Annotated in this window: 18 protein-coding genes; 11 read left to right on the plus strand and 7 right to left on the minus strand. The window is 51.0% G+C overall.

Features of this window, described 5'->3' with window-relative positions:
- Positions 1 to 10 precede the first annotated feature (10 nt).
- The 4 genes from AC4BAN_RS03430 to AC4BAN_RS03445 all read left to right on the plus strand — a co-directional run bounded on the left by AC4BAN_RS03430 (position 11) and on the right by AC4BAN_RS03445 (position 3,731).
- Positions 11 to 940: a ribose-phosphate pyrophosphokinase gene (locus tag AC4BAN_RS03430; RefSeq protein WP_490562957.1), complete on the plus strand. Its 930-nt coding sequence runs from the start codon at positions 11 to 13 to the stop codon at positions 938 to 940.
- A 142-nt stretch (positions 941 to 1,082) separates the two neighbouring features.
- Positions 1,083 to 1,670 carry a 50S ribosomal protein L25/general stress protein Ctc gene (locus tag AC4BAN_RS03435; protein WP_490562958.1) on the plus strand — a complete coding sequence of 196 codons (588 nt, stop codon included), beginning with the start codon at positions 1,083 to 1,085 and terminating at the stop codon, positions 1,668 to 1,670.
- 197 nt (positions 1,671 to 1,867) lie between these two features.
- Positions 1,868 to 2,431, plus strand: coding sequence for an aminoacyl-tRNA hydrolase (gene pth, locus AC4BAN_RS03440; RefSeq protein ID WP_490562990.1), 564 nt, complete (start codon positions 1,868 to 1,870; stop codon positions 2,429 to 2,431).
- A 37-nt stretch (positions 2,432 to 2,468) separates the two neighbouring features.
- On the plus strand, positions 2,469 to 3,731 hold the full coding sequence (locus AC4BAN_RS03445; protein WP_490562959.1) for an MDR family MFS transporter: 1,263 nt from the start codon (positions 2,469 to 2,471) through the stop codon (positions 3,729 to 3,731).
- Between the two features lie 125 nt (positions 3,732 to 3,856).
- Here the strand turns inward: AC4BAN_RS03445 and AC4BAN_RS03450 are convergent, their stop codons facing one another.
- Entirely contained in the window at positions 3,857 to 5,845 is a 1,989-nt protein-coding gene (locus tag AC4BAN_RS03450; RefSeq protein ID WP_490562960.1) for an adenylate/guanylate cyclase domain-containing protein, read from the minus strand.
- A 308-nt stretch (positions 5,846 to 6,153) separates the two neighbouring features.
- On the opposite strand from AC4BAN_RS03450, the gene AC4BAN_RS03455 reads away from it, so the two are divergent.
- A complete protein-coding gene (locus AC4BAN_RS03455; RefSeq protein ID WP_490562961.1) occupies positions 6,154 to 7,338 on the plus strand; it encodes a Pycsar system effector family protein in 1,185 nt (394 codons plus the stop codon).
- Positions 7,339 to 7,496: 158 nt separating this feature from the next.
- Here the strand turns inward: AC4BAN_RS03455 and metG are convergent, their stop codons facing one another.
- Positions 7,497 to 9,536, minus strand: a complete 2,040-nt coding sequence (metG, locus tag AC4BAN_RS03460; RefSeq protein ID WP_490562962.1) for a methionine--tRNA ligase — start codon at positions 9,534 to 9,536, stop codon at positions 7,497 to 7,499.
- A 140-nt stretch (positions 9,537 to 9,676) separates the two neighbouring features.
- Here metG and AC4BAN_RS03465 point away from each other — a divergent pair, with 140 nt between their 5' ends.
- A complete protein-coding gene (locus AC4BAN_RS03465; protein WP_490562963.1) occupies positions 9,677 to 9,895 on the plus strand; it encodes a hypothetical protein in 219 nt (72 codons plus the stop codon).
- Positions 9,896 to 9,952: 57 nt separating this feature from the next.
- Here the strand turns inward: AC4BAN_RS03465 and AC4BAN_RS03470 are convergent, their stop codons facing one another.
- From AC4BAN_RS03470 to msrB, 4 genes are all read right to left on the minus strand, one after another.
- Positions 9,953 to 10,294: a hypothetical protein gene (locus AC4BAN_RS03470; RefSeq protein WP_490562964.1), complete on the minus strand. Its 342-nt coding sequence runs from the start codon at positions 10,292 to 10,294 to the stop codon at positions 9,953 to 9,955.
- 113 nt (positions 10,295 to 10,407) lie between these two features.
- Positions 10,408 to 10,671: a hypothetical protein gene (locus tag AC4BAN_RS03475; protein ID WP_490562965.1), complete on the minus strand. Its 264-nt coding sequence runs from the start codon at positions 10,669 to 10,671 to the stop codon at positions 10,408 to 10,410.
- A gap of 96 nt (positions 10,672 to 10,767) precedes the next feature.
- Positions 10,768 to 11,544: a DUF3050 domain-containing protein gene (locus AC4BAN_RS03480; RefSeq protein ID WP_490562966.1), complete on the minus strand. Its 777-nt coding sequence runs from the start codon at positions 11,542 to 11,544 to the stop codon at positions 10,768 to 10,770.
- Positions 11,545 to 11,637: 93 nt separating this feature from the next.
- Positions 11,638 to 12,186, minus strand: a complete 549-nt coding sequence (gene msrB, locus AC4BAN_RS03485; RefSeq protein ID WP_490562967.1) for a peptide-methionine (R)-S-oxide reductase MsrB — start codon at positions 12,184 to 12,186, stop codon at positions 11,638 to 11,640.
- Positions 12,187 to 12,398: 212 nt separating this feature from the next.
- On the opposite strand from msrB, the gene typA reads away from it, so the two are divergent.
- On the plus strand, positions 12,399 to 14,204 hold the full coding sequence (typA, locus tag AC4BAN_RS03490) for a translational GTPase TypA (protein ID WP_490562968.1): 1,806 nt from the start codon (positions 12,399 to 12,401) through the stop codon (positions 14,202 to 14,204).
- A 143-nt stretch (positions 14,205 to 14,347) separates the two neighbouring features.
- On the opposite strand, the gene AC4BAN_RS03495 is transcribed toward typA, so the two are convergent.
- On the minus strand, positions 14,348 to 15,391 hold the full coding sequence (locus AC4BAN_RS03495) for a hypothetical protein (RefSeq protein WP_490562969.1): 1,044 nt from the start codon (positions 15,389 to 15,391) through the stop codon (positions 14,348 to 14,350).
- 231 nt (positions 15,392 to 15,622) lie between these two features.
- Between AC4BAN_RS03495 and AC4BAN_RS03500 the strand changes: the two genes are divergently transcribed.
- The 4 genes from AC4BAN_RS03500 to AC4BAN_RS03515 all read left to right on the plus strand — a co-directional run bounded on the left by AC4BAN_RS03500 (position 15,623) and on the right by AC4BAN_RS03515 (position 20,880).
- On the plus strand, positions 15,623 to 17,965 hold the full coding sequence (locus AC4BAN_RS03500) for a TonB-dependent receptor (RefSeq protein ID WP_490562970.1): 2,343 nt from the start codon (positions 15,623 to 15,625) through the stop codon (positions 17,963 to 17,965).
- 4 nt (positions 17,966 to 17,969) lie between these two features.
- Positions 17,970 to 19,073, plus strand: a complete 1,104-nt coding sequence (locus AC4BAN_RS03505) for a PepSY-associated TM helix domain-containing protein (RefSeq protein WP_490562971.1) — start codon at positions 17,970 to 17,972, stop codon at positions 19,071 to 19,073.
- A gap of 213 nt (positions 19,074 to 19,286) precedes the next feature.
- Positions 19,287 to 19,958, plus strand: a complete 672-nt coding sequence (locus AC4BAN_RS03510; protein WP_490562972.1) for a hypothetical protein — start codon at positions 19,287 to 19,289, stop codon at positions 19,956 to 19,958.
- Complete coding sequence (locus AC4BAN_RS03515; protein WP_490562973.1) at positions 19,894 to 20,880, plus strand: hypothetical protein; 987 nt, start codon at positions 19,894 to 19,896, stop codon at positions 20,878 to 20,880. The genes AC4BAN_RS03510 and AC4BAN_RS03515 overlap by 65 nt, the downstream gene beginning before the upstream one ends.
- Positions 20,881 to 20,906: the final 26 nt, after the last annotated feature.

Below are 20,906 nucleotides of genomic sequence, written 5' to 3' on the forward strand. Positions count from 1 at the left end.
TAGCATCCTTATGCCACAGGTAAAGATATTTTCCGGTACTGCCTCCAATTATTTGGCCGAAAAGATTGCTGCTGCTTACGGCACCAAGCTCGGCGACTTAACCGTATCCCGTTTTAGCGACGGGGAGATAGGGGTGCACATCAATGAGTCGGTTCGTGGCGCAGAGGTTTTCATCATTCAGTCCACGTTTCCGCCAGCAGATAACCTGATGGAGCTCATGCTGCTGGTTGACGCTGCCAAGCGCGCCTCGGCACACAAAGTGATCGTGGTGATGCCCTACTACGGCTACGCCCGCCAGGACAGAAAAGACAAGCCCCGCGTATCCATTGGGTCTAAGGTGGTGGCCAACGCGATACAGGCCGTTGGCACAGATCGCCTGATGACCTGCGACCTGCACGCCGGCCAGATCCAGGGCTTCTTCGATATTCCGGTTGATCATCTGGATGGGTCCGCAATTTTTGTCCCTTACCTGAGAAGCCTGAACCTGGGCAGCGACCTGCTGTTCGCATCGCCCGATGTTGGCGGTGTGGTTAGAACCAGGGCCTTTGCAAAGAACTTTGGCGCCGAGATGGTTGTGTGCGACAAGCACCGGAAACGCGCCAACGAGATCGCCTCGATGCAGGTGATCGGCGATGTGGAGGGCATGGACGTGGTACTCGTGGATGACATGGTAGACACTGCAGGCACTATTACAAAGGCAGCGGCGCTTTTAAAAGACAAAGGAGCCAAAACTGTTCGCGCCATTGCCACTCACCCGGTACTTTCGGGCCCGGCCTATGAGCGCATTGAAAACTCCGTACTGGAGGAGCTTGTCGTGTCTGATACCATTCCGCTGAAGCAGGAATGCTCCAAAATAAAGGTGCTTACTTTCTCCGATCTGTTTGCCCGTGCCATCAACAACGTGGTCACCCACGAATCCATCAGCTCCCTGTTTATTTAAAGCAGCATAGTGCAGGCAATTCGCCCTGCTTTTCATGCTATAAGGGGTGGCCTGCTGACGGCTCAATTTGTTTGACTATAAAATTCATTCCTAAAAAAAAAGCCATACCTTTGTGGCCTAAAAATTTTAACAAATTCTTTTTATGAAAACTTTAGAGATTATAGGGTTTAAAAGAGCAAATCTCGGCAAGCAGCAGTCGAAAGACCTGCGCAATGAGTCTTTTGTACCAGGTGTACTTTATGGCGGTGCTGAGCAAGTTCACTTCTATGCACCGGCTATCCTGTTCAGAGACTTAGTTTATTCTCCGGAAGTATACGAGGTAGACTTGAACATAGAAGGCTCGCATTACAGAGCCATCATGCAGGATGTGCAGTTCCACCCGGTTAACGAAATGCTTTTGCACGTCGACTTTTTGGAGCTGAACGAAGAAAAGCCTGTTAAAATAGATATACCGGTGAAGATGGTAGGCAAATCTCCTGGTGTTATGCTGGGCGGTAAGCTGGTTACAAAGCTGCGTAAACTTAAAGTTAAAGCGCTTCCTGCTAACCTTCCGGATTATATCGAGATCGATATCTCTGAATTGGAGCTTGGTAAGTCTATCAAAGTAAGCAAGATTAAAACAGGAGATTACGAGATCCTGACCAACTCGCTGGCTCCGGTAGCAACCGTTACTATTCCTCGTGCGCTTAAGAGTGCTCAGATGGAAGAAGCCCGTGGCGGCAAGAAATAAGCTAAAGCTAGCTTTAACGCATCAAGTCCTGTCCTGCCTACAAGCGGGGCAGGATTTTTTGTTTCTTTCCACACGCAAGCAACAGAACTTACCGTTCGTTCGCTGACATGGCTGGATGACGGCCACTTAAAAATATGTTGCAAACTGTTAAACAGTGGCTGGGCTTTGCCCCGGCCATTCCCGATGAAGCTATTCGTATGAAATACCTGATCGTGGGCCTCGGTAACATAGGCCCTGAATATGCAGAAACCCGCCACAACATTGGTTTTATGGTACTCGATCACCTGGCCAAAAAGTATGACGGGAGTTTTGAAGTAAGCCGCCATGCCTTTGTGGCAGAGATAAAAACCAAGGGGCGCACGTTCGTGCTCGTGAAGCCTACCACTTACATGAACCTGAGCGGAAAGGCCGCGGGGCATTACCTGAACTCCCTGAAACTTCCGCCGGAACAGATGCTTGTGATCACTGATGATCTGGCGCTTCCGTTTGGCAAGCTCCGTATCCGGGCAAAAGGGAGTGCCGGCGGCCACAACGGCTTAAAGCACATCGAGCAGACACTGGGCCACAATAACTACCCGCGCCTGCGCTTTGGGGTGGGTGATAATTTTCATAAAGGCAAACAGGTGGATTACGTGCTCAACAAGTTCAGCGAAGACGAGCAGATAGAATTACAAACGCTGATAGAAAAATCCGCTGAGGCTATCATTTCTTTCGGTACTATTGGTCTGGAAAGAACCATGAACCAGTTTAACACCAAATAACAGCTACCACCTCGTACCATACTGCCCGGGAAACGAAATGAAAAGGATACTGCTGCTCTACCGTAATGCCTTCGGCGGCCTCTCCAAGCCTGCCTGGATGATGTCGCTGGTGATGCTGATCAACCGGAGCGGCTCCATGGTTACCCCTTTCCTGAGCCTGTACGTAACCGACATGCTGGGCTACAGCCTGAAAGAGGCGGGCATTGTCCTGAGCATCTACGGCCTGGGCTCTGTGTTTGGCTCTTTTTTGGGTGGCTGGCTAACCGACAGGATCGGACATTTCAGGGTACAGTTCGTGGCGCTAACGCTGGGTGGCCTTTTATATTTTGCGCTCCTCAACCTCCGGCAGTTCGAGTACCTGGCGCTGGGTGTTTTTATACTTAGCCTGGTTAACGACACGCTGCGTCCTGCAAATTCTGCCTCCATAGCCCACTACGCCAAACCGGAGAACATGACGCGCGCTTTTTCGCTTAACCGCATGGCCATTAACCTGGGCTTTTCGGTTGGGCCTGCGGTGGGCGGTTTCCTGGCAGCCGTTTCTTACCGGTGGCTCTTCATTGCCGACGGCGCTACCTGCATTGCGGCGGGCATCTTTTTCTTCTTATACTTTCGCAGCCGGCAGGGGCATCGTCCGGAGCGGCCAGGTAAGCTGGATGCAGAAGCCTCTGCTCCTGTACGGTCCCCCTACCGCGATGGCTACTTTATGCTTTTCGCGGCGCTGTGCAGCTGCTTTGCCATTATCTTCTTTCAGCTCTTTAGCACCTTACCGCTCTATTACAGGCAGGCCTATGTGTTGTCAGAAAGTAGTATTGGGGCTTTGATGGCCTTAAACGGACTCATCGTTTTTTTGCTTGAGATGATCATCGTGTACCTGGTGGGTGAGAAAATAAGCAAATCGGTGCTGGTGACTACAGGCATTTTGCTGCTGGGCGCCTCCTTTGTGCTCCTGAACCTGGTGCAGCACCCGGGAGTGCTTTACATATCGATGCTGCTACTCAGCGTTGCCGAAATTCTGGCCATGCCATTTATGACGACGATCACAGTGGAGCGCGCAGGTGCCAGTAACCGTGGCGCCTACATTGGCTTATACACCATCTCCTACTCTGTGGCACACGTAGTAGCCCCCTTTCTGGGGACTACCATCATCGCTGCCTACGGTTTTATTACCCTGTGGTGGGCTTCCGGGGTTTGGGCAGTGCTGACAGCACTGGGTATGTACTGGGTAATCGGCAAGCTTGAATTTAACAGGAAACAGCCGCTTCCGATCGTGCTGGCAGGGGATAATGCGGTGCCAGGCTAGGCTGATTGAAAAGCGCAATGCTACTTTTTGCAGCTCAGGGGGCTAAACTGTATTCCATTTCACGTTGTAACGTTTCTACCTTTGCTGCTGCCTCTTAATGATTATCAGGTGCTAGTTGCCGGTAATCAAGCACGCTGAATTAGCTTCTTGTTAGGGGAATCCATTGCCTGAAGCAGCTGCTGGTACCGTGGGTCAGCCCTCAGCTCTGCCGGCACCCAGTGCTCGTGCTTGATGGAGATCAGAAATGGATCATGTTCCTGTAGGCCTTTCTCCAGGTAATGGAAAGCTTCGTCCAGGTCATCGTTTACCCAGCCGGCGGCAATGCCAATTACAGTGCACACGATGTACTCGCTTTTTGCCCTTTCCTTTAAATCGGCTAACTCGCTGCGGGCTCTGTCAGTGTCGCCCATTTTACAAAGCGTCATGATCAGGCCGCCCTGCGTGAAACTGTGTTTGTTGGTAAGCTTCATCAACTGGACAAACACGCTTACCGCCTCCTGGTATTTCTCTAAAAAAAGGTAAGAGTAACCTTCGTATAAAAAACACAGGAAAGAGCTGGAATCCAGGTCCAGGCCTGTTTTACACGCTTGCAGAGCTTCTGAAAATTTACCACCCGCGTGCAGAACCTGTGCATATATACCAAAACAGATGGCGCTCAGCGGTTCTAGTTTTATTGCGATCCTCCCGTGCTCCTCCGCTGCGGCAAAATCCCCTTTCATCCAGGCCAAACAGTTCAAAGCGTACCCAAGATGCGTTTGTGCGGAACGCGGGTTCAGTTCCAGTGACTTCTGAAAGTTCTTTTCTGCCTCCACCAGGTTCCAGACGTAGCAGTAGTAGGTTCCAAGCGAGAAAAAGGCCTCCGCCAGGGTTGGGTTCAGGGCCAGGGCTTTCTCAGCAGATTGCTTTGCTTTGTGCATGACTTGGTTGGGTGGCAACAGGCCATACAGCCCAGCCAGTAAGTTTGCGTCTGCATATCCTGCATGGGCCAGGGCAAAATCGGGGTCTGTTTCAATTGCCTGCCGCAGAAATTTTATGGCGGTTACGATATAGGCACCCCTCCTGTTTAAATAAAAACGCCCTTTCAGGTATAGTTCATACGCATCGGTATTCTTGGTGGAGCTTTCCCTGTGTTTGTTCCGACTTTTCACCAACAAGGTTACCTTCATTTTCTCCCGGATGGCTGAAGCGATCTCCTCCTGAATAGCAAAGATATCATCCATACTGCCATCGTAGCGTTCGGACCATAAATGGAAGCCATCATCCGCTTTTATGAGGTTTACGGTAATTCTCAAACGGTTACCCTGTTTGCGCACACTGCCTTCCAACACGGTGCTCACGCCCAGCTTATCGGCTACCTCGTGCAAGTCGCCGTTCTTTTTATCGAATTGGAAGGAAGAGGTGCGGCCTGCCACTTTCAGGTCTTTCAGGTTAGACAGGGAGTTGATGATCTCCTCTGTCACACCGTCGCTGAAATACTGCTGCTCCGGGTCGTTGCTCATGTTTACCAGCGGTAGCACGGCAATGCTTTTAGCGGGGGGCTTTTTAGATGTCCTGAGGCCGGTTTTCTTTTTATCTTCCGTTTTGCCTTTTAAAGTATCAGGCGCGGGTTTTACTAAGTTGGCATGATCCAGGGCAAATACCTCTACTTCGCGCCCAATGTTCTTAAACTGATACCTCCCGACAGAGTAAGACTTAAGGTCGGGATGGTTTTTAATTTCGTCCTGAATTTTGTCTGACAGCAGCACACTTCCTGCCACTCCTAAAGATTCGATTCGGGAGGCCAGGTTTACCCCATCTCCGAACAGCTGCCCCTCATCAAAAATGACATCGCCCATGTGGAGGCCCATCCGTACGGGCACCTGCGGCGATTGAACAAACTCCAGTTGCATGGCCAACGCGCACTCTACTGCCTCCACCACACTGGGAAAAATGCTCAGGGTGCCGTCACCGTAATACTGCACGATACGGCCATTGAATTGTTCATGCCCCTGCTGCAAAACTTCGCGATGCCGGTTTTTAAGCGTTAGTGCCTGCTGCTCACTCTGCTGCATAACAGCCGTATACCCTTCGATATCTGTGAACATAATAGCCGCAAGCTGACGATGCTGTGTCATTTTCCTGAAATTTTACTTGCCTAAAAATTACCTCATATTTTTCCTGTGTGTTTATTATTTACGATAATGGCTTCAAAATGAATAGCGCCAGTTATTGGCCGGTAAGATCTTTTTAATTCGGTGCGTGCTTTCAGAGATTGTTACCCTGGTGCGTGGTCTTTCAAAAAAGGCAGATGAGCATATTTTTGTATGTAATATATTGATTACCAGATAATAACCTATATGAACACTGAGAGTATATAAAAATATACTTTAAATTTTTCTCTTTAGAGTAATACGCCCATAGCCAAACACACAAGCCTTAAACTATGATGGATGATGAAGTTCTGGAGAAAGTGGATGCCTTCGTAGAGCATCAGCTGTCTGTGAGCGAAGCAGGCAAAGCGGCAGCCATCGAGCTGCAGCAAACAAAAGATGTTGTTAGGGTAGCACAAGCCATCAGTAAATTCTGCGACTTCAACGACGCAGATACCAGAACACTCTTGCTGGCAGCCTGGCTCCATGGCCTTTATTGTAATGCACCGAACGAGCTTTTAGAAACACACAAAACCTTACTTATCACAGAGTTTTTAGCAAGTTGCGGGCTTAACCAAGCTGAGATCCTAAAAATGCAGCAGCGGATGGCTTCCACCCAGTACCCCCAGCAGCCACAGGATTTACTGGAAGAAGCACTCTGCGATTCCGTTGCCAGTTTCCTGGCTTCGGATGTGTATGTAACGAAGGCCGAGACAAGCGCTGGCAACCCGAATACAATGGTGGAACAATATGCCTGGATTGACAAGCACATTGCGCTACTGAAGGCTCACTATTTCTTTACTAAATACGCCAAGCGGGCCTTTTCAAGCGGGAAAGAGCGCAACCTGAAACAACTGAAGAAACGAAGGAAGGAGCTAAGTAAGGAGAACGCCGAACTGGAGGCTATGTGGGAGGAAAACAAAAGTTTAAAAAGGAGTTTAAGAAAAGAAAAAGAGCAAAAGGTAAGCAAGGGCATTGAGACCATGTTCAGGACAACCATGGCAAGCCACCTGCAACTAAGCGTGATAGCAGACAATAAGGCCAACATGATGATTTCGGTCAACGCCATTATCGCATCCATCATGATCTCTTCGTTCTTTAATAATTTTAAAAACGTGCCGCATCTGCTGCTCCCTTCCATCCTGCTGACCACCGTATGCCTGATCACTGTAATTTGCGCCATTCTCTCCACGCGTCCCAATATCAGGAACACGGCCATATCAGCGAATAAGCTAGATTTTTTATTCTTCGGAGATTTTGTTCAACTTAACTCGGATAGCTATAGAGAAGGCATCCGGAATATTATGCGCGACCATAACCTGCTGTATAACAGCATGGCGGACAACATTTATCTACACGGGCAGGTACTCTCCCGAAAATACCGCTTACTCAAGCTTTCCTACACGGTTTTCGCCATCGGGCTTGGCGTTGTGCTGGTGAGCTACATCATTGCCTGGCTGTTTTTCAATCCTGTGTAAGGACTTGCCGTAAGCCATACTCTTTAGAGACAAAACTTCAGCAAAGGGGTAATCTTGAGCCCGAGCCGAAAGGACTGCTGCTAGTACTTATAAAATAGCAAAGCCTCACCTTCCTTTTCTGGTGGGTGAGGCTTTGCTGGTTTCCGGCTAAAGGTGCCCTAGCTTACTCCGCCGCCGTTTACGATCTGTTTGCCGGGCTGCACAAATGTCAGCGTTCCGTCCGCATCTTCAGCCATCAGGATCATGCCCTGACTGGTGATGCCCTTGATATCGCGCGGGGCCAGGTTAACCAGTATGCTCACTTGCTGTCCGATGATATCAACAGGATCGAAGTACTCCGCGATACCGCTGACCACGGTGCGCTGGTCAAGGCCCGTGTCAATTTTAAGCTTCAGCAGTTTTTTTGTTTTGGCCACTTTCTCAGCCTCCAGAATGGTACCCACCCGGATGTCCATTTTAGAGAACTCCTCGAACGTGATATCGTCTTTGGCTGGCGCTGCTACGGCGTTGGCCAGCACATTGGCCTGCTTGGTGTTCAGTAGTTTTTGCACCTGTGCCTCCACGGCGGCATCCTCCACGCGCTCGAAAAGCAGTTCGGGCTTTCCAATCACATGGCCAGCGGCCAGCAGGTCAGCTGCTCCTGCATCGGCCCACATACCAGGGTTCATCTGCAGCATCTCGCGCAGCTTCCGGGCAGAGGCAGGCAGGAAAGGCTCCATAAGAATGGCCAGGCTACCGGATATCTGCAGGGCAATGTGCATGATGGTCTTCACCCGCTCCGTATCTGTCTTGATCAGTTTCCAGGGCTCCGTATCGGCCAGGTATTTGTTGCCCAGGCGCGCCAGGTTCATCAGTTCGCTCAAAGCATCTCTGAAGCGGTAACGCTCGATGTAGGTTGCAATTACCATGGGCATTCCCTCCAGCACGCCCAGCACCTCCTTATCAAAGTCGGTGAGTGCGTTAGGGGCTGGCACGGCTCCTTCGTAGTACTTTTGGGTAAGCACCACAGCGCGGTTGATGAAGTTACCAAGTATGGCCAGCAGCTCATTGTTGTTGCGGGCCTGGTAATCTTTCCAGGTAAAGTCGTTGTCTTTGGACTCGGGGGCGTTTGCGCAAAGCACATAGCGAAGCACATCGCTCTTGCCGTTAAAGTCCTGCAGGTACTCGTGCAGCCACACGGCCCAGTTACGCGAAGTGGAGATCTTATCGCCTTCTAAATTAAGGAACTCGTTGGCGGGCACATTATCCGGAAGTATAAAGTCGCCGTGCGCTTTGAGCATGCTCGGGAAGATGATACAATGGAACACAATGTTATCCTTGCCAATGAAATGCACCAGCTTGGTATCTTTGTCTTTCCAGTATTTCTCCCAATCGGGTGTCAGGGCTTTAGTGGCGGATATGTAGCCGATAGGCGCATCGAACCACACGTACAGCACCTTGCCGTCGGCTCCCTCCACGGGCACAGGCACACCCCAGTCCAGGTCGCGGGTAACGGCGCGCGGTTGCAGTCCCTGGTCTATCCAGCTCTTGCACTGGCCGTATACGTTAGGTTTCCAGTCGTTTTTATGGCCCTCCACGATCCACTCGCGCAGCCAGGGTTCATACTCGTTCAGGGGCAGGTACCAGTGCCTGGTTTCGCGCATCACCGGCACGGCGCCACTCAGGGTGCTCTTCGGGTTGATCAGGTCAGTAGCATTCAGGGAGGCGCCGCAGTTCTCACACTGGTCGCCGTAGGCTCCTTCGTGGCCACATTTCGGGCAGGTGCCCACAATGTAGCGGTCGGCCAGGAATTGCTGCGCCTCCTCGTCGTAGTATTGCTGCGAGGTCTGCTCTATGAACTTATCATCCTTATACAGCTTTTTAAAGAAATCAGAGGCTGTTTCGTGGTGGATGGCAGAGGAAGTACGGTCATACACATCAAAGGAAACGTCGAAATCGGCGAACGATTTTTTGATCAGCTCATGGTATTTATCAACTGCCTGCTGGGGCGTGATGCCCTCCTTTTTAGCACGTATGGTGATTGGCACGCCGTGCTCGTCGGAGCCACAGATAAATTTCACGTCGCGGCCCTGCAGGCGCAGGTAGCGCACATAGATATCGGCGGGCAGGTATACCCCCGCCAAATGCCCGATATGTACCGGTCCGTTGGCATAGGGCAGGGCGGCTGTTACAGTATAGCGTTTGGGTAAGTTTGTCATGTCTTGTATTTAAAAAGCAAATATACAAATAGCGTACGGATTGCATGGCCCTCTACGCCGAAAGTGGCAAAATACAGCACCGGCCCTTCCTTCTTTTCATTTTTTCCGTAAACAAACCATCACCTAAACTATACTTTGAGATGAAGCAAAAAGATAACTTCCGAACCACTAAACTCGAGGGAGACAGCCTGGGCGAAAGCGATGCGAAGGAAAAAATCCGGAAAAACCCCGCCCCAAGAGAATCAGAAAAGGAATCGGAGATGACCCCGAAAGAAAATGAGGTGTATGTAGACCTGGAGCCCGATGAACTGCACCTGGGGGATGAAGAAGCCGAGGAGGTTGGAAAGAAGAAAAAATAAGCTCGGGTATAACCAAAAGCGCCAGGTCTGTTTTCAGTGCCTGGCGCTTTTGGTTGGTTACTGCTTTACCCGGATAGGCCGGATAACAGGTCGGATGGGCCAGTAAATATTGTGCCGCGTGGAATCGACGGGGGCGTAGGGCAGTTGTTGTGGCCGCAAGGTGGGCGGCGTCATGGCTGCCTTGTTGCTGTCAAACTGCTCAATGTTACGCTTCCGGTTAATCTCACTGGCTTCCTGGTCCATCCGTTCGCGTAAGCCAGCCTGCGCGTTGCCCCGGTAGCGTACCCGCTGGTCAACGGCCGGGCCAGGAGGCAAATTACTTTGCCCTTCTGATAGCGAGGTACAGCCTGTAACGGCAAGCACCCCCAGGGCAACGATGTATGCTTTGTATGCTTTCATGCTTCTTTGGGGTTTAATAAGGTGCCTGCACCAGGGCAGTGCCTTCTTACCTTGTATACGGAAGCGAGGCGACATGGCCCGGATTGCAGCCTGAAACCTTAACGTAAGGCCGTTTATTCTTTCCCCCAAACATGTTCCTGCCCCACCGGCGTCAGCATCAGGCCTTCCGGTGCCGGGTTCACGTACCCCTCCTTGGCCAGGTGGTGCTCCGCCTCTTTTTGAACATCCTTGTATAGCGGGTAGCGCTCCTGCAGAAAAGGATACAGCTGCTGATAAGACAACACGTCCCCTTCCTGCACCTCAAACTCTTTAAAGGCATCCATAATGCATTGGGCGGCATTCTCTATATTATCGGCTTCGGAGTGTAGTTCTGTCATGGTTCTAATCTTTAGTGTGAGCTTAAAGTACGGCAGGCTACAGCAGATTGTTAATTGTAAGTTACAATAGTGGGTTTAAGGAACGCGGAAGGGCCCTTATACCTCGAAAGCCAGCTGACTGCGGATGCCGTCCCAAAGTGCTATGCGCTGCTCAATGCATAATTTAGACACCTCCAGTGCTTCCTGCCATTTGTCCTCATCGTCGCCGCACAGCTCACTAACCATTTGCAGGGCCAGTGGGGTGTGCACTTCCTCGTCCAGCTGCACGTGGCGGTCCAGGTAATATATAAAGGTGTCGAGCTTGCCCGGGAAACGCTTGCTCAGGTCGGCAATCAGGTGGCGGAACATATCCGGTATCAGGTCTTCGCGGCCAAAGGTGAAGGCTGCCGCCAAAGCATGCGTTTTGCCTGAGTGGATGATGCTGAAAGTATTGCGCACAAAGTACTTCACCGATGCATCCACCTGTGCCAGGTCCAGGGCGCCGTCTACGCTTTTGCCTTCCTGTATACTTTGCAGCAGGTGGTTGATCTGTGTTTGATCAGCGCCGCAGGTATCCATTGCCCGCAGGTAAAGTTCAAAGTGGCTGATGGGGTGCCCCTCCTGGTCGACATCCGTCTCCTCTTCCAGCACTATTTCGTTAATTAGCCGGCGTGTAGAGGGGCTACCCTGGGGCACCCATGGCAGGGTAACGCAGGTGAGGTCGCGTTGCAGGCCTTTGAGCAGGCTCATAAAATCCCAAACGGCAAAAACATGGTGCTGCATAAAGAGCCGCAGGTCGTCGATGGTTTCCAGGCTTTGATACACATTATGCTTCAGTAAGCGCTGCCGATGGCCCTGCAGGGCCTCTTGTAAGGCTTTAATCCGGTCATTCATGTTATAAAAAATTAATAAAAAAGCTGCTGCCGACCCATTAAATTCGGGCCGGCAGCAGCAAAGGTATAAAACAGGCCATTAAAATTCGCCCTGCTACTTTTGCTCAAACGATAAGGCGGCTGAGTTCAGACAGTAGCGCAAGCCGGTCGGCTCCGGCCCGTCGGGAAACACGTGCCCGATGTGTGAGCCGCAGCGTGCGCATTCTACTTCCGTTCGCAGCATGCCCATGGCCCTGTCGTCTACTTCCTTTACACGCTCTTTGGAGATAGGCGCGTAAAAACTTGGCCAGCCGGTGCCGGACTCAAACTTTGTAGCGGACAAAAACATAGGGTTGTGGCAGGCGGCACAGTAATAGATGCCTTCCTTTTTGTTGCCGTTAAACGCATTGTCGAAAGGACGTTCGGTACCTTCCTCGCGGAGCACATAATACTGCTCCTCTGTGAGCAGCTTGCGCCACTCCTGCTCGGTGTGTACCACGGTATCAGCCAACGATTCGCTGTTGAGGGCCTTTACAACATAGTCCGGTAAGGGCGCATCGCCGGCGGTGGCGGTAGTGTAGGCCATTTCAGTTGTTTTTTCCTGTTGCGCACAGGCAGCCAGGTTCATCACTCCTGCGAGTGCAATAAAATATAATGCTTTCATGCTTTTAAATACGAACAAAACGGGTGCTTGGCTTTCATAGCCAAAAAAAATATAACTGCTTAGGAAACAAACCCTAACAGGATAATGTTTGCCCCATAAGCTACATTATCTGGCCGCCGGACAAATAAAACCCCCTAACCTGTTTATTTTAAGCAGAATACTAAAAAATATAAAGGCTTTTTTGTACCTTTGCGGCTCGAAAAACTAATTCAATGCAAAATATTCGAAATATCGCGATCATCGCACACGTAGACCACGGCAAGACAACGCTCGTGGACAAGATCATCCATGCTTCCAAGCTATTCGCGGAGCACCAGCAGTTCGACGACCTGATTCTGGACAACAACGACCTGGAGCGCGAGCGTGGCATCACGATCGTTTCAAAGAACGTGTCTGTTCGTTACAAAGACGTTAAGATCAACATCATTGACACCCCTGGTCACGCCGACTTCGGTGGAGAGGTGGAGCGTGTGCTGAAGATGGCCGACGGTGTTCTCCTTTTGGTGGATGCCTTTGAAGGCGCCATGCCGCAGACACGCTTTGTGCTGGGTAAAGCCATTCAGCTTGGCCTGAAGCCTATTGTTGTTGTGAACAAAGTGGACAAAGAGAACTGCCGTCCCGATGAGGTGCACGAGCAGGTTTTCGACCTTATGTTTAACCTGGACGCCACTGAAGATCAGCTTGACTTCGTGACACTTTATGGCTCTTCCAAGCAGGGCTGGATGAGCACCGACTGGACAAAGCCTACCGATAACATCACGCCACTGCTGGATGCTATCATAGACGTAATTCCTCCTGCCCCTTATTTAGAGGGAACGCCGCAGATGCAGATCACTTCCCTCGACTACTCTTCCTTTGTGGGACGTATCGCGATTGGCCGTGTGCACCGCGGAACCCTGAAAGAAGGTATGCCGATCAGCTTGTGCAAAGCCGATGGCAGCATCAAGAAGGGTAAAATAGCTGAAATCCAGGTTTTCGAAGGCCTCGGACGTAAGAGCGTGCAGGAAGTGAGTGCAGGTGAGATTTGTGCTGTAACAGGAATCGAGGGTTTTGACATTGGCGACACGATTGCTGACGTGAATAACCCGGAGCCGTTAAAGCGTATCTCTATCGATGAGCCAACCATGAACATGCTGTTCACGATCAACAACTCTCCTTTCTTCGGTAAAGAGGGTAAGTTCGTGACATCACGCCACCTGCGCGATCGTCTTTTTAAAGAAACGGAGAAGAACCTGGCCTTGCGCGTGCAGGAAACAGATCGGGAGGATACCTTCCTGGTGTTTGGACGCGGTATCCTGCACTTGTCTGTACTGATTGAAACCATGCGCCGCGAGGGGTATGAGTTGCAGGTAGGACAGCCACAGGTAATTTACAAGGAGATTGACGGTGTACGCCAGGAGCCAATTGAGCACATGGTAGTGGACGTTCCGGAAGAAACTGCTGGTAAGGTAATTGAACTGGTTACGCAGCGCAAAGGCGAACTGACGATCATGGAGCCGAAAGGCGACCTGCAGCACCTGGAGTTTAATATTCCGGCGCGCGGCCTGATCGGTTTGCGTAACAACATTTTGACCGCTACGGCTGGTGAGGCGATTATGAACCACCGCTTCAGTCGTTACGAGGCATACAAGGGCAATATCCCGGGCCGTATCAACGGATCTATCATTTCGATGGAAACAGGCCCAGGCACAGCGTACTCTATCGATAAGCTGCAGGACCGCGGCGGGTTTTTCGTTGACCCGGGAGTTGACGTATACATGGGCCAGGTAATTGGTGAGCACAGCCGCCAGAACGATATCACGGTTAACATCCAGAAAGGCAAGAAGCTGACCAACATGCGTGCTTCCGGTTCTGATAACAACGTGAAGATCGCGCCTGCCAAAAACTTCTCTTTAGAAGAAGCCATGGAATACATCCAGAAAGATGAGCTTCTAGAAGTTACGCCTAAGAGCATTCGCATGCGTAAGATATACCTTGACGAGAACGAGCGTAACCGCATGTCAAGAGCGGATTCGTAAGCTTCGGCAACTATAAAAACAAAAAAGCCTGTCATTTTCAAATGACAGGCTTTTTTGTTGCGGAACATCCGAAAGGAAGTATGAAGGAAAAGATTAAAACAAGGCCGACTGTTTCAGCTAACCTTGTTTAGGCTTTAATTGCTTTATACTTTTCTCACCGCTTCTTCGCCGGTGGCTACCAGGTCTTTGGGTTCGCCCAGCCTGCCTCCTACGGCCGCTGCGATAGCCCCTAGCAGCAACCCGAAAAACGCATAGATAGCTGCTTTTGAAACGGCTGAGGCCACATTGCCACTAATTTGCTGGGCGCGCTGCCCTACCTGGGCCCTGGTTTCCTTGTACTGTGTCTTGGCTTGCTCGTAGGTGGCGATCCAGCTGTCTACCACCTGGTTGGCCTCTGCCCTGCTCTTACCGGTGCGCTCCATCACCACATTCACAGCTGCTTCCCGGTCTGCCTCACTGGCAATGTCAGCACCCCTGCTGTAGAGGATGTTCATCACCTGATCGAAGGTAGAGCCGGCTGCCTGTGGGTTTGCGGCCGCCTCACCGGCACGCCCCTGTACCTCATTGCCTGTCTGGCGGGCCTGCTGTTCTATATTCTCGGGCTGCAACTCAGGCTTGCCTGTTTGTTGCAGGATCTGGCGCGCCTCCTGCTTCACAGACTCAAAATTGATTCCGCTCTCCTCCATCCTGGCTTGTATGGCCTCCGCTGCCTGCGGGGCTACAGCAGAGATGCCTTGGCCGGCAAGTGATAGCGTGCGGCCAACCACGTTGCCCACACCACTGATCACACTGCCTACTGCACTGGTCAGCAGATAAAAAGATACCAGCGTGAAAAGGCTCCAGGTCAGGATGCCATGCAGGATGCTGTCGAACCCGGTGGGCATGCCCGCCAGACGACCTGCCACCCAGCCCCCGGCAAAAAGGGAGAGCAGCATGCTGATCACCCACCAGATCAAAGTACCTGTGCCAAGGCCAGCCATCGGGTTCTGCTCCTCCACAGGATCGATGGAACCTATACCTATTCCCAGCCCCAGCAGGCTTAGGGTTAACTGAAACACCAGCGCTACCACCAGGCCTGCAAAAACGGCGCCCCAGGATATTCGCTTCAGCGCACTGAAACCAACAGGGGGCATGGTATCAACATACGTTCTCGTGTAACTTTCTTCGTTGTGTAAATCGTCGTTCATAGTTTTATTTTTATAATTTTATAAAGATGTTATTTAAACGGTACGATTCCTTAACAGGTTATAAACTACACAACCACAGCACATATACACGACTTGAATGCGAAAGGGCACACTTAATGTTACTCTTGCAGCCACGCTATTTAGAATTAGTATAAATAAAGCTTGCATACATCGGGCTTGGGCTATACTTTTGCCTTCATAGAATTAGTCTAAATAAAAATATACACTCTAATGAGAAAATTGATACTCCTATTCGTTTTACTGATAACGGCAACGCTCACACAGGCGCAAGATCAACCGGCCTCAGTTCAGGGCACCGTTAAAAACGAACTGGATCAGCCTGCCGAAATGGTCACCGTTGCCCTAGAGGGCACTACCCTTGGCACTTATACCGATAAAAATGGCCGATACATACTCGAAAACATCCAACCGGGCAGATATACACTTCGGGTTGGCAGTATAGGGTATGGCACAGTGCAGAAACCTGTTAGCCTGGGTGCAGCCCAAAACCTGACACTCGACTTTGAGGTTGCTACAACAAATCAAGCGCTCGGGGAAGTAATAGTATCCGCGAGCCGCAAACTGGAGTCTTTGCACGAGACGCCTGCCTCTGTTTACCTGCTTGACTCCCGTGCACTGGAGCTGCAGTCGCAGATAAGCCCCAACTTAGCGAACATACTTGCCTACACAGTGCCCGGCCTGGCACTAAACAGCAACACCACCAGCAATGTGGGCCAGACGCTCCGCGGTCGAAACGTGTTGGTTATGGTGGACGGCATCCCGCAGTCCACTCCCCTTCGCAACGGCAGTCGTGATGTACGTACTATAGATCCGGCGGCTATAGAACGCGTGGAGATCGTAAAAGGAGCCACAGCAGTGTATGGCAATGGCGCTGACGGTGGCCTGATTAACTATATCACCAAAAAGCCACTTGCCACTACCCCTTTCAGTGCTTATACCTCGGTAACCGGCTCCGGAATGCCGTTTCACAGCGATAAGACTTTAGGAGGGCGCATCTCACAGCAGTTTTCGGGCACAGTAAATAAGTTAGATTATGTAGCCAGTGGCACTTTCGAGAAAACAGGCGTGTATAAAGATGGCGAAGGCAAGGTAATTAGCCCGGTTTACGGCCTCGGAGAAACGAGGATGTACAATGGCTTCGCAAAAGCAGGCTATAACATCACGCCGCAACATCGCCTCGAAGCCATGTATAACTTCTTCGGCAGCCGCCAGCATTCTGACTATGTACTTCAGACAGGCAAATATGCCGAGGCGCCAAGCACAGGCGTGAAAGGCGAGACGAAAGGCGAAGATGAGGGTACGCGCTACAACCACAACGCACAGATCCGCTACACGGGTAAAAGTGTGTTCCTGCACACGGATTTAGACCTAAGTGCTTACCTGCAGCGCTTCTCCACTGTCTACGGCTGGACGCCATACTTTGAGAACGGCGGTCAATCAACCATACTTTCAAACAAGAAAGGTGTGAGGGTAAACTTTTATACTCCCCTTGTGCTTAGCAGCTACCTGCAGCCCAGCATTACCTATGGCGTGGACTACATGAATGATGTTACCTCGCAGCCCTTAGTGGACGGGCGTACCTGGGTGCCGGAGATGGACCTGAAAAACCTGGCCCCATACGCGCAGCTTCAGCTTAACCTGTTCAACGATTTCATTTTAAAAGCCGGGTATCGCTATGATAATGTGAACATCCGGGTAGATGATTTTCAGCAATTAGTACTGGCGAGTGGAGCAGGAGGCAACTACGTACAGGGTGGCACGCTTAAGTTCGGCGCTCACACTTACAATGCCGGTTTGCGCTACACTGCCATCAAAGCCTTCAAACCTTTTGTAAGCTTCTCGCAGGGCTTTTCCATGATAGATGTGGGCCGCTATGTGCGTGGCGCAAAAGAAAACTACCTCTCACAGATGAACCTAGACCCTGTGATCGTGAACAACTACGAGGCGGGTTTCCATAGCCAGGTGGGTAAACTCTCCTTCAGTGGCGCCTACTTTATCAGCACCTCAGAGCTGGGAGCCAACCTAAAAGCAAATGAAGCAGGCGTATACTCCATTGAGCGTGCTCCGGAGCATGTACAAGGTTTTGAAGCAGTAGCAGACTTCTTTGTATCAGAGAAACTTACTGTGGGGGCGAACGCCGCCTATACAGAAGGCAAGATAGACCTAAACGCCAATGATAAATTCAGCGACACTGAAGACCGCTTCCTGAATGGCACACGCATCCCTCCTTTCAAATCCACAGCCTACGTTAACTTCAAACCCGTAACAAAGCTGCACCTGAACCTGCAATGGATCTATTCCGGAGAGAGGGATAAATTTGACCGTAACTCCAAAGGAGGCTATAATGCGGGCGAAGGGCCGGTGCAGTCTTTCAGCATCTTTAACCTGGCCGGCTCTTACCTGGTATCCGACAAGCTAAGCCTGCAAATGGGTGTAGAGAACCTGCTGGACAGAGCGTATTACCTGCCCCAAGCTTACTGGTATGGCCGCGATGATAATTTTACAAGAGCAAACGGGGCACGTTTCCAGCTAGGCGCGTCTTTTAAGTGGTAATAAGTTGAAAAAGCCTGTAAAACGCTACTTTTCTGTACACCATTGGTGCGGGCTGATAGCTGGGGTCTTTATCCTGGTTATCAGCTTCTCAGGCGCCATACTTGTGTTCGATGATGAAATAGACAGTGCTGTGTTTGCTACAGCGTCTACCCTGGACAGGCCGGTGCATCAGCTGCGGATAGACAAGTCTTACGGCTGGGTGAGAGAGCAGCACCCCGGCTGGGAGATTCGGATACCTGCTTTGCCTGCCACGACCCGGCAAGCGTTACATTACGAACTCCGGCAGGGCCAGAAGCGCAAGTGGGTGTTTGTGCACCCTGCAACCGGCTTAGAAAAAACCACTGTTGCCCAGGCTCACAACCGGTTTACCTATTTCCTGCTAAACCTGCACTATAATCTTTTGTCGGGCACCCCTGGCAGAATCGTGGTGCTGTTTGTGGGAGTGGCACTGCTGCTGCTTACTGTAACTGGTTTTATACTTTACCGCAGGTCTATCATTAAAGTACTGACATTTAAGCAAAAAATCTCTACTAAAACCCGCAAAAGCTTTTTCTCCGGCTTGCACCGGATAGTAGGGGTGTGGGCCCTGGCGTTTAACCTGCTGATGAGTGTTACCGGCATCACCCTGGCGGTTTCAGTGGTGAGCAGCGCTTTGAAAGGTGGCAGTGGGCTAAGCAACGCTCCGCCTACTGCAATATCTGTGGATGCGGCCTTGCAGCAGGTGCAAACTACCTATCCTGCCTTTGAGATCGTGTGCATCCGGTTTCCAAAAAACCAGGAAGGCAAGCTGCAGTTTCTGGGCCACCTCCGCAGCGACCCGGCTTATTATGGCAGGTTGTACAGCAGCGTGCAGGCAAACTATCAGACAGGGGCTATCGAGACTGCCGACTTCCTGCGCGACAAACCCTGGCCGGATCGCTTGCTGACAGTGCTGCATCCCCTGCACTTCGGTGATTACGCTGGTGTGTTCGTGCAGTTTTTGTACTGCTTCTTTGGTTTGATGCCGGGTATACTAGCCATTTCTGGCTTTTGGATATGGCATTACCGCAACCGCAGCGTAAAACCTGAGAAGCACCCGCGTGTAATCGCAAGAAAGGTGCAGCAGTAATTTTGAATTTTATTCCATGCGAAAGCCTGTGGCAGCTGCTAAAACAGTAACTGCCACAGGCTTTTGCGTAGTTGGCTGTGCTGCCTGCTCACAGTTCCTTTTTCCCCTACTAAGCCAAACCGGCCCTTTCCTAAATGTTTGGGTCCGTTCACCTGAAAACATTCTACAATTTTTACGTTAGATAGAGCTGACTAAAACGGCACAACCCATTTTATGAACACTCGCCTACGGCACATTACACTTGTTGCGCTCTTTGCCCTAACCTCCGGATGCGTCCGCAAAAACTTCTTTGCCAAAACACCCGTGGTTGACACTGTCGTGTACCAAACATTGCAGGAGCAGCCCGCGGCTGTGGACAGTGTGACTGTTAAGGCCGGAAAACACTACAAGCGAGGCCCCCTTCACCGCGTCATTTGGGGGCAACACTACCGACCGATATGGAACGCGCCCGTAAAGGTGCCCGTTTTTGACATGGACTCTACCCTTGGCGGACTCAGCTTTGTGAAGCTGGGAGGAGGTTTTCAGACAACCAGCATGACGTTGAAAGACCGGGATGGCTACCTCTATGCACTTCGCTCCATTGACAAAGACCCGGAAAAGGTATTACCGAAAATCTGGCGCGATACGTTTGTGCTGAACATTCTGCGCGACCAGACTTCTGCCATCAACCCCTATGGTGCCTTTGTTCTGCCACCCATGGCGGCCGCTGCAGACATTCCCCATTCCAGCCCCAGGCTGGTGTACGTGCGCCCACACGATGATGACTTCGGGCCACACATGCAAAGGTTCAGTGACCGGCTTTTCATGATCGAGGAAAAATTTGACGACGACGGCCCCGCCCCCCCCCTCCCTGGGCAAAGCCCAAGGCATCGTGAGTTCCGGTAAAATGCTGAATAGCCGCTACAGCGACGACGATCATTTTATTGACCAGCGCGCCTTTGCCAAAGCCCGCCTCTTCGACCTGCTAGTGCACGACTGGGACAGGCACGAGGGACAATGGGAGTGGGCAGTATACAAACGGAATGGTGAAAAAATGTACCGCCCCATCCCCAAAGACCGCGATAACGTCTTCTTTCGCTTTCAGGATGGCATCGTGCCTTGGCTTTTCAGCCGTAAATGGGGCATCCGCAAGTTTCAGTCTTTTACAGAAGATTTTAAAGACGTGAAGGCGCTGGCCATTAATTCTGAGTTCATCGACAAAAGGGCCTTATCGGCACTAAGCCGGCAAGATTTCGATTCGATTGCCATTGAATTGCAACGGGCCATTACAGACAGTGTGATACGGGAGGCTGTACATCGTTTCCCGGATACGGTGTATCAGTTAGAGGGCGAGCGTACCCGCCAAAAGCTGATGTCCAGAAGGGATAAGTTGGATGAAGCAGCCAACCGGTTTTATGAGATCCTGGCAAAGGAAGTCATCGTGGTGGGAACCGACAAGGAAGACAAATTTACCGTAAGGCGACTGAACGATCAGGAGACAGAGGTAACGGTTAGGCGCAAATCCGATGATAAAGTAACTTACCACCGCGTGTTCTTCCGCTCCGAAACCGAACTGATCACGCTGTACGGTTTGGCAGAGGATGACGAATTTGAGGTAAGCGGAAAAGTACGTAAAGGGATAAAGGTAAAAATTGTTGGCGGGCGCGGGGAGGATGAAATAACGGATACCTCGGATGTGCGTGGCGGGGGTAACAAGACATGGGTTTACGATACCAAGGGAGGCACCAAGTTAGAGGCTGGCCCAACCACCAAAGACAAAAGAACCAATGATGTACGCGTACACGCGTTTGACCGGGAAGGATTTTGAAATACAGCATATGGACTATTGCGCTG

Source organism: Pontibacter sp. GD13, from assembly GCF_058216355.1.